A 13,379-nucleotide genomic window follows, 5' to 3' on the forward strand; every position below is an offset into this window, starting at 1 on the left:
GTCAATGATCAAGACGCGCTGTCCCGGTTGGATGGCGTCCACATGCATCTCTAAGGCGTCTTTTCCGTATTCGAGATCGTATTCCTGCTTCTTCTTGTTCCAGGGAAGTTTCCCCGGTTTCCGGACCGGCACGAAGCCGGCGCCCAAATCGTTGGCGACCGCCGCACCAAAAATGAATCCCCGGGATTCGATTCCGCACACAATCTCAACCTTTTTTCGCTCGAACGGTTCAACCAAAGCCTCCAGAACCGCTCCAAACGACACGGGGTCCTGAAGAACAGGGGTGACGTCATAAAAGAGAATCCCCTTCTTGGGAAAATCGGGGACTTTTCGAATTCTGTCGGTGATCGCCTTCATGAAATGTGTCCTTTTTAAATCAGCCCTCCCCCATAAGAGCGGGGGCCTTGAAAGTCAACAAGAAAGGCGCCGATCGGCATCAAGCCACGGCGGAACTCGAAACCAACGTTTGCGGCTGCGCAACCACGGCCTGTGCCGGTTGAATGCGTACCGAGACGCATCTCGACACTCCGGGTTCCTCCATCGTGATTCCATACAGATTCTGAACGATTTCCATCGAAACTTTATTGTGCGTAATCAAGATGAACTGGGTGGTCTGGCCCATCTCCTTTACCAGGTCGCTGTACCGGCGCACATTGGCATCGTCCAAGGGAGCATCCACTTCATCAAGAAGACAGAATGGAGGCGCCTTGTGTTGGAAGATCGCGAAAAGAAGCGCGATCGCCGTTAACGCCTTTTCTCCCCCGGAAAGGAGGTTCATGTTTTGCAGTCGCTTGCCGGGAGGTCGAGCCACAATATCGACTCCCGTTTCCAAAATATTCTCGGGATCCAGGAGAACCAACCTGGCCTTTCCGCCGCGAAAGAGACGGGGGAAAACTTCTTGGAATTTTTTGTCCACCGCTTCGAACGTATCGATAAAAAGTTGTCGGGTCGTCGAGTTGATTTTGCGGATGGCGGAGGAAAGCGATCCGAGTGTCTTTTCCAGATCGTCCTTTTGCAGCGTCAGGAACTCGTGCCGCTTCTGCAATTCATCCACTTCTTGAATGGCCGCTATGTTCACGTCCCCCATCTTGGCCATCTTATCCCGTAGCTCGGCCAATTCGGACGTCGACGCTTCAATGTCCGCCTCATTAATCGGTGTGTAGCCCTCGGATTCTACGATTTCGCGCAGAACGATCCCGTGGCGCTCCTTCACTTGGGACTCCAAGTGCTCCAGGCGCAGGGTCTCTTCTTGGGCGGCCATCCGGATTCCACTCAGCCCCTCGTGCAGCGCCGTGAGTTGCTCGCGCGATTGCTTGAGCTTTGCTTCCTGCTCTCGAACCTGTTCCAACTCTTCGTCGTGCGCCGTACGTAATCCCTGGATCTTCTCGTCCAGTAACTGATGCACGGAGACGGCCTGACCTCTCTCGTCTGAAAGTTGTCGCGAGCTTTCGCGAAGTTCGACCGCCCGGCGATCATGTTCCAGTGAACTCTGTTTCAGCGCGGCGGCTTCCGACTGCGAGAGTTCAATCTGCTTCAATAAGGAATGATGCTCACGCGTGTGCGCCTCCAGCCGTTCTTTAATCGCGGCCTGTCGGACACGGGCGGCGGTCTGCAATTCAACATGAGTGTTGAGACGAATTCTAGCTTCGGAAAGGGCTTGGTTCGCTTCCAAAAGGGATGCTTTAAGTTCTGCCTGAGCTCGGTCCATCTCGCTCATTTTCAACGTCGCGGTGACCGAAGTGCCTTCGATAACACCTTTCTCGTCCCGGATTTTGTGAATTTCTTCTTCGATTACTTCCACGCTTTGGCGGGAACGCCGACGCGCTTCTTCCAATCGTTCGACATCTTTTTCGTGCGTGACGACGTTACGGGACTCTTGTTCCAGAGACTGGCTGACCCTTTCCAGCTCTCGATTCGCCGTCTGGATGTCTGAACGCAGACGAAGGAATTCGCGTTCCACTTTCTCCCGCGAAGCACGACTCGATTCTAAGGATTCCCGAAGCTCTTCCATTTCCCGGCGGAGCTGAAGGACGCCTCGTTCTTCTCCCCAGGTTCCCCCGATCACGACCCCTTCCCGTGTCACCACGTCGCCGTCCGGCGTAACAAATGTCAGCGCCGTTCCGCGATTCCAGATCGCCAGCCCTTGGAACAGACTCTGGACTAAAACCACGTCTCCCAAAAGTACGTCAAAAGCCGAACGGCAAGAATCTTCCGCATGTACGTAATCCTTGAGCCAGCCGATGACTCCATCTCCCTGCGGCGGCGCTTTTCCCTCGGACGAACGTAAAGCTGTCCGAGGGAGAAAGGCGCCTCGACCGCGCCCCTCCCTCTTCAAGCGTTCGATCATCGAAAGAGCGTTTTCATGTCCGTCCACCACAAGACATTCGACGCGCGTCGAAAGGGCCGCTTCCACCGCTCGCTCGTAACCACGCTGTGGATGAATCAGTTCGCCCAGGAGCCCTGAAATAGCGTCCTCTTTCCATTCCATCACGGCTCGTGCTCCCGAACCGTAGGCCTGGTACGTTCGGACGAAGCTTTCAAGCGTCGCCAAGCGTGATCTTTGTCCTTCGATTGTGCGATCCAATTCGGCGAGGGCCGTTTCCAACTCGGTTCGCCGCGCGACCATGCTCTCCATCCGCTTCCGAAGGCTCCCCTGCTCCTGCTCGAAATTGAAGCGCAGTTGCTGAACCGTTCCGATCGCCCGCTGCCGCTCGGCATACGCCTGTTCCAGCTGCATCAGCTCTCCGTTGGCGCGCTCCAATTCTCGTAGACGCACGGCCAGCTGCCGGTCGAGCTCTACCGTTCTCTCTTCACGAGTGACGGCCTGGTTTTTTTGCTCCGCCACGCGAGCCACGGATTCCAGCATTTGGTTCTCGTAGCCGCTGATTCGCATTTCCAAGCCGCGCGCACCGTCTTCGAGACTTCGCTGTTGCGTTTCAGTTTCTTCCAATTCGTTTTGGACTTCCGCAGATTCACGTTCCAAGTCGGTGAGCAGTGTCGAAATCCGCGAAACTTCGCCTTCCATCTCAACGCGGCGGTTCACGAGCGATTCGGATCGTTCCTTTTCATCGAGAGCCATCGCCCGCAGTTGAGAAGCCTCTGTGTTTTGCCCTTCAATTCGGGCTTCGAGCTGCTGAATAGCCGTCGCCTGGCCAAAACGATCGTGTTGCTGTTTTTCGAGTTCGGTCTCCTTTTGCGCCAAGGACAAGCGACGGCGTTCGATCCCCGCTTCATAAGCCAAAACCTCCGTCTGTTCCGCATTGAACCGATCGGCGACGTCCTGCTCCTTCTTCCGGTTTTCGGCGAGAACCCGCCGGATTTCCGTGTGACTGCGCGCGGAAAGCGCCACGTCCAATTTCCGGGCCCGATCGCGATATTCCCGAAACCGCTCGGCCTTTCGCGCTTGCCGTTCCAGGGAATTTATCTGCCGTTTCAGTTCTCCAATAATGTCCGTCACGCGCAGAAGGTTCTGCTTCGTGAATTCCATTTTTCGAACGGCCGCCTTTTTGCGGTGTTTGTATTTCGTGATTCCGGCGGCTTCTTCAATGATCTCTCTGCGATCCTCCGGCTTGCTCGAAACGATCATTTCGACCCTGCCCTGCTCAATGATCGAATACGAGGATTGGCCGACGCCGGTGTCCAAGAAAATGTCGACGATGTCGCGAAGCCTGCAGGGAATCTTGTTGATGAAAAACTCGCTCGTCCCGTCGCGGAAGATTCGGCGAAGGACGGAGATGTCGGCGTATTCTTTGTATTGAGCCGGGCCGGACCCGTCCGAATTATCGAGCGTGAGGCCGACCTCGGCCATTCCGGTCGGCGGGCGAAGGTCGCTCCCGGTGAAGATCAAATCCTCCATCGAGCGGCCGCGAAGTTCCTTAAAACTCAACTCGCCGGTGACCCACTTGATCGCATCGACGACGTTGCTCTTTCCACACCCGTTCGGTCCGACGATTCCCGTCAGCGGGACGGAAAAATCGAGCGTCGTCTTCTCAAGAAAGGATTTAAAACCGGCTACTTCCAGTCGTTTTAGTCTCACAACTTCCTCTACGCCCTACGAGTATCAGACCTCTCCTAAAATGGGAATCTAAATCTAACGTATTGTACTTGCCATATGTGACTATCAATCCAAGTTTTCTCTCGAACGCGGCGCGTTATTATGCGCTACCTACCGAATCGTTCGGCGTTCTTCAAGGCTTCGCAAATCGATGACCGAAATATTGTTGTCTTCCGGATATGTCACATACGCCGTCGCGTCGACCTGGCGAGGCCTAGTAAAGACCGCCACACTTCGCCCGCCCCGTTTTGAGGAAGGAAAGATGGGGTCGATTCCATCCAACGTAACGAACGTAAAATAGTCTCCGTGAGTCGTCGGCTTGGTTCGCGAAGAACGAATGGTCAATGCGATCGCTCCGTCGTCGCTCGTGTACGAAACCCCTTCGACGACCCTTCCCTTTTGGGCTCCCGAAAGCGAACCGACCACGACATATTCCCCGTTTGGACGGACTTCGACGGTCACCGTTCCTTGTTGCGTTGGTGCCGAGGAAAGACGAAGGCTTTCCTCCGACAAAACCTCCGCGATTTCTACTTCTCCGGCGTCCCCCTCCGAAGAAAGCAGAAGATGATCGCCCGAAACGACCCCGTCCGTGATGAACGAGCCCCCGCTGACGGTCACTTGATCCGCATTCACATTCGCCGAAAGGTTCGCCGTTCCCGGAACAACACCTTCAAAAACAAGCTGCCATCGTTCGCTGCGCGTAACGCCGTCCATTGTATTTACAGCGATTAGCTCGGGGGCCGAAGTCGGGCCGACGTCGAAGAATTCCTTACCCGTTTCCGTGGACTGAGGATTGTCGCCCGTTATCCGCGTATCCACGCGCGATCGCGTTTCCAGGTTGAATACTTCAACGCCGCCCGAGGCGGTGGGAACCAAACCGAATCTTCCGTCGCTCCGTTCAAACGGCGAAAAATCAAAACCGATGTCATTGATCCGCGAGACCGAAGCGATCGCACCCTGCGACAGATCCCAAATCGAAACCGACCGATTCTCCGTCGGAATGAGATAAAGCGTCCCCGCGGTTGCATCTGCTCCGACCGCACGCGTCTTTAACCCTACCGGTACGGGGGCAACCGCCAGACTCGCCAGGTCCAGATCGAAGATATTTCCGGTGGCCTGGTTGGATACATAAAGATGTCCTCCCCCCAGGGACGACCTACCCGGTTCGGCATCCACGCTCCCACCGTCCGAAAGGGAGAGCGTGGCCTCGATCAAGAGCGTGTCGAGATTCAGCACCGATACGATCGCAGGGCGGGTCTGGACGATATACAATCGATTCGAATCGATCTGAAGATCCACCGGGCGCGAGGATAAAGAAAGAGGCTGCGCCACGACCGTCCCGAACAAAAATCGATCGTCCCCCGTCGTTCGCTCCACTCCGGACTGAACCGTGAAGGAAACCGCCCCGTCATCGGTCGTGTACGGCGTATCTGCATACGCGCGGCCGACCTGTTCACCGGATTTGGATCCTTTGACTCGATAATTGTTGCCGTCCACGAACCGGACTTCCCACTGCTCGTTCTTCGCCTTCGTCGAATCCACGGAGACCTGAACCAATGCCGGCGTCGATTTCCGCCCGCTCTCCTGGTAGATCGGCCGGCTCGCCCGACCCACCGTGGCGCCCCCCAAGTTTACCGGATCATGTGCGATTTCCTTTTTCCCCCGATCCGCCGGCGGAACAGCGTCGAAAGCCCATAATTCATTATGTTCCGCATCCGCCGCAAATACCCTTGGGACGGACCCACGATCCGACACCGCCACGGCGACCGGCGATCCCCCGACAATGATCGGACTTCCTTCCAATTCATCTTCGGCATCGGTGTCGGCCAGCGATTCGCTGTCTTGATCGATCACCGCCACGCTTCCGCCCGTCTCGTTGGCCACGTACACGAATCGGGTCGTCCGTCCGTCGTAAGAAAGATCGATCGCCGAAGCTCGAACATCGACGGGATGCTGAAAAACACTAAATCGGCTGTCGCCTCCGCCTCCGCAGCCCCAGACGACCGGCAACCCGAACAAGAATATTCCTCGGAACACGTTTTCGATCTTCATTTTACTGTCCAGCTATCGTTCCGAGCAGGTCTCCGGTCGTATCGTCCAAAATGGATATCGAATTCGAAATGAAATTCAGGACGTAAATGACTTTCCGATCCGGGTCGGGAACCAAATCGCCCGGAGACACTTCACTCAGAAAAATTTCGCGGATGGGCTTTCGGGTGGCCCGATCAATCATGAGGACGGAATTGTCCGTTTGATTCGAAACGAAAAGGGTATTTCCGGTGGACGAGAGGGCAATTCCCTCCGGATCCCGTCCGGTCGGGATGATATCGACTAATTTCGCGTCTACGAGTTCCATGTCTATTCCGTTATCCTGAATACCGCTCACATCCAGGACGATCACGGCTTGCGCACCCCGATGCACGATGTAGGCAAGATCGTCCGCTGCGATCACCATGGCGCGCGTACCGGCCGAACGGACAATGCCGGACAGATCCATCATGGCTTCGACCTTTTGGTCGCGCGTGTCGAGGACATAGATATTGTTGGTTAGCGTCGACGTCACGAAAAGAAGCCGGCTATCCAACGAAGGCACCAGGCGGTTTGCCCCTCTCCCCGGCTTTTGGTTCTTGTTCCGAAAATTCACGGAGGAGATCAGTGGGAGACCCTTCAGTTCACCGTCGTCGGAATCGAAATCGATCGGCAAGAGACTCAACGGGTCAATGATCGAGACGCTTCCCGATGTATTATTCGTAACCAAAAGAAGATTTCCCGGCGTAGTCCCTGCGGCTAGGCGAACCGCCATCGGCGCCTTGTCCGTTTCAATACCGTTGGCCACATAGGTTTCGGCAGGGGTTGGAACAGCCACGGGTGTGAGTGAAATCGCCGTGCCGTTGATTCCAGGAACCGCATAATCGTACACCAGCAGCGCGTCGTTCCCCCGATCGGGCACGTAAATCCGCGACGAAACCGAATCGGCCGTCATGAATCCGGCGATACTTCGACTCTCGACGCGGGTCTCGGGAAGCGTTTTTTGTGTCAAGAGATCGACCGCCACCAGCGAACCGTTCTTTTGATCCAACGTTACGTTGGCATTCGCGACCACGGCCAGGGACGTCCCCGGAATCAACACCATGGATACCGGACTGTTCAAAATCAGAGAGCTGTCTTCTTGAATGAGCGGACCCTCCGAACATCCGACCAAGAGGAGCAGTGCAAGTGCCGATGAAGCCCGCATTTGGATTAGGTAGACGCCTCGGAAGATCGAAGGGCGATCTGAGCCGCCGCCAGGCGCGCGAGTGGCACGCGGAATGGAGAACAACTCACGTAGTTGAATCCCAACGCATGAAAATGCGCGATCGACGCCGGATCTCCTCCATGCTCTCCGCAGATGCCCACCTTGAGAACCGGATTGGCCTGTCTTCCACGTTCCGTTCCGATCTTGCAGAGTTCCAAAACACCTCCGGCATCCATCGTGGAAAAGGGGTCCGCGGAAAAGATCCCCTTCTCGATATATTCCGGGAGAAAGCGCGAGGAATCGTCGCGGCTCAACCCGAACGTCGTCTGTGTCAAATCGTTCGTTCCGAACGAAAAGAAATCGGCCTTTCGCGCGATCTCGCCGGCCAAAAGCGCGGCACGGGGGAGCTCAATCATGGTTCCGACGAGGTACCGCAAGTGCGATCGATGTTCGGATTTCACCTGTTCGGCCACCGCCACGATTCGATCGCGCAAGATCGCCAGCTCCCTCGGATCCACGATCAAGGGAACCATGATCTCCGGAAAAATATCGTCCTTCAGCTCTTTTTGGATTTCGCAGGCCGCCGTCATGATCGCGCGCACCTGCATTTCGTAAATCTCCGGGAACGTGATTCCCAGGCGGCACCCGCGATGCCCCAACATCGGATTCATCTCATGAAGATTCTCGATACGGATTTTCAATTCCGCCGCCGCCGCTCCGATTCTTTGGGCCAGTTCGGCGATCTCCGCGTCCGTTCGCGGCAAGAACTCGTGCAACGGCGGATCGAGAAGTCGGATCGTCACGGGTAGGCCGCGCATTTCCCGAAATATCCCCCGAAAATCTTCGAGCTGCATCGGGAGAATCTTGCCTATAAATCCTGCCCTTTTCTCCTTCGTCTCAGCCAGAATCATCTGGCGCACCACATCGATGCGGTTCTTCTCAAAAAACATATGCTCGGTGCGGCAGAGCCCCACACCTTGGGCTCCAAACTGGCGCGCGATTTTGCAGTCCGCGGGAGTGTCCGCATTGGCTCGCACTTTCAGGATTCGCAGGGCGTCCGCCCAAGCCATAAACTCGCCAAAGTAATCGCCCACTCCGGCTTGAATAGTCGGAACCTCGCCCAGGAATACTTCGCCCGTGGAACCGTCGAGGGAGATGACTTCTCCTTCGCGTACCTTTGTACCGTTCGTCGAGACAAAAAACCCCTCGTCCGATCGGACTTCGACGTCGCTGCAACCGACAACGCAACACTTTCCCATTCCACGAGCAACGACAGCGGCGTGCGACGTCATGCCGCCACGGCTGGTCAAAATTCCCTGGGCGGCGTGCATACCCCCGATATCTTCCGGAGAGGTTTCCGCCCGTACCAAGAGAACGCGTTCGCCTTTCTTCCCCATTTGTTCCGCTCGCTCGGCCGTGAATACAGCCTTGCCGCACGCCGCACCGGGTGAGGCAGGCAGGCCTTTCGCCACGACTGTTTTCTTCGCATCCGGATCGAAAATCGGATGCAACAGCTGATCGAGATCCTTCGGCTCAATCCGTATGACCGCTTCGCGGTTTCGGATGATTCCTTCATGTACCAATTCAACGGCAATTCGGACGGCGGCATGGGCGGTCCGTTTGCCCGTTCGAGTCTGCAAGATCCAAAGCTTCCCCTTCTCGATCGTAAACTCGATGTCCTGCATGTCCGTGTAGTGGGTTTCCAGCGACTTGGAAGTTCGCTCGAGCTCACGGTAAATTTCCGGCATTCTCTCTTCCAGCGTCGGTTCACTCTGCGCATCCGTCCTTTTTCCATTGATGGAGATCGGTGTCCGAATCCCCGCCACGACGTCCTCGCCCTGAGCGTTCAACAGATATTCGCCCATAAGCCCCGGTTCGCCGGTGGATGGATTTCGGGTAAACAGGACGCCGGTCCCGGAATCCGCGCCACGATTTCCGAACACCATCGCTTGAATCGTGACGGCCGTCCCCAAATTCTCCGGAATGGAATGAATTCTCCGGTACGTGACGGCCCGCGCCGTATTCCAGGAGCGAAAGACCGCTTCCGTCGATAGTCTCAACTGTTCCCACGAATCTTCCGGAAAATCGCGCCCGGCCGAGCTTCGGACCAGCGCATGATATTCATCGGAGATCTTTCGCAACGTAGCCGCGTCCAGCTCGAAATCAGACCGAATCTTCCGCTCCTTCTTAAATCGACGGAGTATTTCTTCGAATTTCTCATGTCCGACATCCAAAACCACGTTGCTGAACATCTGAATCAGCCGGCGATACGTGTCCCATGCGAAACGCTCGTCGCCGGAAATCTTCGCCAACCCTGTCACGCTTTCCCGCGTCAAACCCAAATTGAGAATCGTATCCATCATTCCCGGCATGCTGACCGGCGCCCCCGAGCGGACCGAAACCAACAGCGGATCGTTCGCGTCACCGAACTTCCGGCCGATTGTCCTCTCCAATCGGCCCATCGCTTCCTGAATTTCGCTTTCGAGACCCAACGGGAGCGTTTGATTGCCGACATAAAACTCGGAACAAACTTCCGTGGTCAGTGTGAATCCAGGGGGAACCGGGATTCCTAGACGCGACATATCGGCCAAAGCGGCTGCCTTGCCCCCGAGGAGCTGAACGAGATTTTTATCCCCCTCCGCCTTCCCCTTCCCGAACGAGTAAATCCGCTTCGCCATACGCCCTTTCTCTTCCGATTTTGGGCGGCGAAGGTATCGAAAAGATTGGAGAAGCACAAGAACGCCGCCGCCCGATTTTCTCTTTGCCCAAAATGTGTACAATGCGCGCGCCTCAAGGATTGAAGGCCAAGGGTTTCAACAGAAGGGCGCAAGCCCTTCTTCTATTTTAGATGGGAGGATTTCGATGATTAAGATGGGTCAACCGGCTCCCGAATTTAAGGGAGATGCTTACGTAAACGGCGAATTCAAACCGATTTCACTCAGGGACTACCGGGGCAAATGGGTGGTATTTTTCTTTTACCCCCTCGATTTCACGTTCGTTTGCCCGACGGAACTCCGATCGTTCGCAAAGCACGAAAAGGAGTTCAAAGAAGCCGGTGCGCAGGTCATCGCGTGCAGCATTGACAGCAAATACTCGCACAAGGCCTGGTTCGAACGGGACCTCAAGGAGGTCCAGTACCCCGTGCTTTCGGACATCACGAAGAGCGTCAGCCGAGCGTACGACGTTCTCAATGAAGACGCGGGGATTGCGAACCGAGGCGTATTCATTATCGATCCGGAAGGGAATGTGAAATACGCAAACGTCACCGACCTTTCCGTAGGTCGAAGCACGGACGAAGTCCTGCGAGCTTTGAAGGCGACCCAGGCGGCTAAGAACGGCGAGCTCTGTCCCGCCGACTGGAAGCCCGGCGACAGTTACCTCAAGAAATAGACGTCGGTTCACCGATCGTGAAATTCGAAACGCCAAGCTTGCCGGAGATCAAGAAGGGCGCGCACGGACGGACCGGAGCATACAATGAGACGTATGTGAGGACCGCCCGTACGCGCCCGACGCAGAGATCCGGCAAGATCGGCGTTTCCGTCAACATCGGAACTACGTAGCCACCCTAGCTCAGCTGGTAGAGCAACTGATTCGTAATCAGTAGGTCCGGGGTTCGATTCCCCGGGGTGGCTCCATCTTTGTCGTTTCGTTTACACCGAGCGAATCAGTTGCGAACCGCATGGTCGAAAACCATGCGGGTGAATTCGACAGCTTTGCTGGCGAAGAGGGTCAATACGAGCGAAGCGAGTGACCCTCTATAATCATCCAACTGATTCGTAATCAGTAGGTCCGGGGTTCGATTCCCCGGGGTGGCTCCACTCCGCGCGCGTCCACAGGACGCAAGCGGAGGGGGAGTTTCTCATTTCACAATTCGAATTTGACGCCGAGTGCGCCGACGAGTGGTATGGGAACTCGGTCGGAGCCGACCAAGAGAACATCCGCTCCAAATCGAACAGTCAGCTCGATGGCGTCGTTGAGGCCGTAGGAAAGCACTCCACCGAATCTAGGGCCGAACAACACATCGTTCTGATTGTTGTCGGACGTTATAAAAGCGGACAATCCGCCGTAAAGGGCCGGTCGGAGCGGAAATCCTGCCATTCGACCCCACCGATAAACCAACGTCGGCCCGATCGCCACAAGGACCAATTCACGAAAACCAAGCTCGACGGTCCCCCCCAGTTCAACGCCGGGCCGTAAGCCATAAAGAACATCGGCGCCTACCCGATATTGGTTTGGAATCTCTTTGGCCCCATAGGCGAATCCCGCGTGAGGGACCAAATACCAACGAGCGGAACTGGATGTCGTCGCCTTCTCTTTGGGGGCGGCAACCGATTTCGGCACAGTTCCCGGCGACACCCCTACGGGCGGTGAAACAGGCATGGGACCCAATACTTTCAGTTCCGTGGCTTGAAGCCAGCCGCGCAACACTTTGTCGCCTTGCTCGATCTGAACTTCAAACCAATTCCCCTGCCGCCCCGAAACAACCACTTCGGCCCCCGGAGGGGGTGCCGCAATAATCGGAGCCCCTGTCGAAGGCAGTGTGTGAACTTTAGCCATGCCTACGGATACGGCTCGAAGCGGTGTTTTTGCCCGTTGATAGGCCGTATCCATCTGCGCCCGGGCAGGTTGAACGACACAAATAGCTAAGATCAAAAGAGAAAGTAGCGTTTTCGGACGGGGGGAGGAGCTTTTGTGTCCCGCGGAACTCACGTTTAAGCTTCTAAAATAATTGGCAAAACTTAATCTGTCACCCCAAAAATGTCTCGGGTTGGGCCAAAAATCGCCCACTCCTGAGGGCGCCTCCCCTTCAGTCCTCCGTGCTCAATGTGGAAATAAGTAATTGAAATTATTAGTAATTATATCAAAAAATGAAAACTTGGCATACCGCGTGCGTTGCGTTAGAACCATCAAACGTCGGAAAGCTTATGAAGCAGCGCATAAGACATATGGAAAGGCAATTTCACAAATGGTGGCCCTACCTCCTTGTCTGGATCACTATTCCAACAAGTCTCTATATTGCGTACGCTCCGCCGTTGTCGGAGCTGTGGCCGCGCACAGACAACAATAAGATCTCGCAAGGAAAGTCAGAACGGATTAGTCCGTACGACGAGATCATCCACCGCAATGCAAGCAACCACCAAATAGATTGGCGACTCATCGCGTCCATGATTCACACTGAATCGTCCTTTCGAAAGGACGCCGTGAGTCCCGCGGGCGCACAGGGTCTCATGCAGATCATGCCAGCTGTCGCTCGCGAACAGGGCGTAGCCTCCGCGAGGCACCCGGAGGAAAACATTCGGGCAGGAATCGTTCACTACAAACGATTTGCCCAGTTGATTCGCGGCAAATCGCCAGAGGATACGCTAGCTCTTTCCTTGGCGGCCTACAATGCGGGTTTGGGTCATGTCCGCGATGCGCAGCGCTTGGCAAAGCGAATGAAAATCAATCATCGCAGTTGGAAAAACGTTCACCGTATGCTGCTGTTGCTTGAGGAACCGTTTTACTACAAAGAAGCCACGTACGGATTCTGTAAAGGAACCGAAACCGTGGAATATGTTTCGCGGGTCTTGAAGAAATATGCGACGTACCGAGCGAAATTCCCGACGCCTCCTGTGCACGCCAAAATCGCCACGAGCGCACCCGATTTCGACGCGTAACAATCATAGCCAATTGTGATAAACACCTCGACCCTCCCTGGAGGGGCCGTCGCTCAGCTGGGAGAGCGCGTTGATTATCATCGGGGTCGTGCAGTGCCCGACCCCCGATAGCCCCCGTCGCTTCGGACCGGCAAAGCCGGATCCTCCGCTCTCACTCGGCGCTCTCCCCAATATCGACTCCCACGCTTTATTTGTGATAAAGACCCCGTCCTTCTCAGAAGGGGCCGTAGCTCAGCTGGGAGAGCGCCTCGTTCGCAACGAGGAGGTCGCCAGTTCGATCCTGGTCGGCTCCACCATTCCGAATATTTATCCCGGCCCGCTAAAATCGACCACGGTAACTGATAGGAAAAACTCAATTTTCGGTTTTTGAGGACGCGGTTCGAGCCGATTTTTTGGAAAAATTCTTTTTGTGTTTCTGGATTTTCGCGCTTCG

Annotated in this window: 9 protein-coding genes and 2 tRNA genes; 4 read left to right on the forward strand and 7 right to left on the reverse strand. The window is 55.6% G+C overall.

The features are described 5' to 3' along the window. From VI895_11085 to ppdK, 5 genes are all read right to left on the reverse strand, one after another. Positions 1–357 (reverse strand): adenine phosphoribosyltransferase (locus VI895_11085; GenBank protein ID HLG20344.1); only part of this gene is annotated, 357 nt, incomplete at its 3' end. Between the two features lie 79 nt (positions 358–436). Next, complete coding sequence (smc, locus tag VI895_11090) at positions 437–4,036, reverse strand: chromosome segregation protein SMC (protein HLG20345.1); 3,600 nt, start codon at positions 4,034–4,036, stop codon at positions 437–439. A 129-nt stretch (positions 4,037–4,165) separates the two neighbouring features. Then, positions 4,166–6,106 carry a hypothetical protein gene (locus VI895_11095; GenBank protein ID HLG20346.1) on the reverse strand — a complete coding sequence of 647 codons (1,941 nt, stop codon included), beginning with the start codon at positions 6,104–6,106 and terminating at the stop codon, positions 4,166–4,168. A gap of 1 nt (position 6,107) precedes the next feature. After that, entirely contained in the window at positions 6,108–7,289 is a 1,182-nt protein-coding gene (locus VI895_11100; GenBank protein HLG20347.1) for a beta-propeller fold lactonase family protein, read from the reverse strand. Between the two features lie 5 nt (positions 7,290–7,294). Continuing rightward, positions 7,295–9,967 carry a pyruvate, phosphate dikinase gene (gene ppdK, locus VI895_11105; protein ID HLG20348.1) on the reverse strand — a complete coding sequence of 891 codons (2,673 nt, stop codon included), beginning with the start codon at positions 9,965–9,967 and terminating at the stop codon, positions 7,295–7,297. Between the two features lie 184 nt (positions 9,968–10,151). Between ppdK and VI895_11110 the strand changes: the two genes are divergently transcribed. After that, entirely contained in the window at positions 10,152–10,679 is a 528-nt protein-coding gene (locus tag VI895_11110) for a peroxiredoxin (protein HLG20349.1), read from the forward strand. Here the strand turns inward: VI895_11110 and VI895_11115 are convergent. Beyond that, positions 10,669–10,836, reverse strand: coding sequence for a hypothetical protein (locus VI895_11115; protein HLG20350.1), 168 nt, complete (start codon positions 10,834–10,836; stop codon positions 10,669–10,671). The genes VI895_11110 and VI895_11115 overlap by 11 nt on opposite strands. A gap of 12 nt (positions 10,837–10,848) precedes the next feature. Between VI895_11115 and VI895_11120 the strand changes: the two genes are divergently transcribed. Beyond that, positions 10,849–10,924: transfer RNA gene (locus VI895_11120), tRNA-Thr, on the forward strand. 229 nt (positions 10,925–11,153) lie between these two features. On the opposite strand, the gene VI895_11125 is transcribed toward VI895_11120, so the two are convergent. Continuing rightward, a complete protein-coding gene (locus VI895_11125) occupies positions 11,154–11,999 on the reverse strand; it encodes a hypothetical protein (GenBank protein ID HLG20351.1) in 846 nt (281 codons plus the stop codon). A 236-nt stretch (positions 12,000–12,235) separates the two neighbouring features. On the opposite strand from VI895_11125, the gene VI895_11130 reads away from it, so the two are divergent. Further along, on the forward strand, positions 12,236–12,946 hold the full coding sequence (locus VI895_11130; protein ID HLG20352.1) for a transglycosylase SLT domain-containing protein: 711 nt from the start codon (positions 12,236–12,238) through the stop codon (positions 12,944–12,946). Between the two features lie 220 nt (positions 12,947–13,166). Beyond that, a tRNA-Ala gene (locus tag VI895_11135) sits at positions 13,167–13,242 on the forward strand. The last annotated feature ends 137 nt before the right edge of the window (positions 13,243–13,379 follow it).

The organism is Bdellovibrionota bacterium, from assembly GCA_035292885.1.
In the GTDB taxonomy this organism is placed as follows: Bacteria; Bdellovibrionota_G; JALEGL01; order JALEGL01; family DATDPG01; genus DATDPG01.

Coding starts and splice junctions, on each gene's coding strand:
- VI895_11110 (HLG20349.1), top strand. CDS start 10,152: ATGATTAAGATGGGTCAACCGGCTCCCGAATTTAAGGGAGATGCTTAC.
- VI895_11100 (HLG20347.1), bottom strand. CDS start 7,289: ATGCGGGCTTCATCGGCACTTGCACTGCTCCTCTTGGTCGGATGTTCG.
- VI895_11130 (HLG20352.1), top strand. CDS start 12,236: ATGGAAAGGCAATTTCACAAATGGTGGCCCTACCTCCTTGTCTGGATC.
- VI895_11095 (HLG20346.1), bottom strand. CDS start 6,106: ATGAAGATCGAAAACGTGTTCCGAGGAATATTCTTGTTCGGGTTGCCG.
- ppdK (HLG20348.1), bottom strand. CDS start 9,967: ATGGCGAAGCGGATTTACTCGTTCGGGAAGGGGAAGGCGGAGGGGGAT.
- VI895_11115 (HLG20350.1), bottom strand. CDS start 10,836: ATGTTGACGGAAACGCCGATCTTGCCGGATCTCTGCGTCGGGCGCGTA.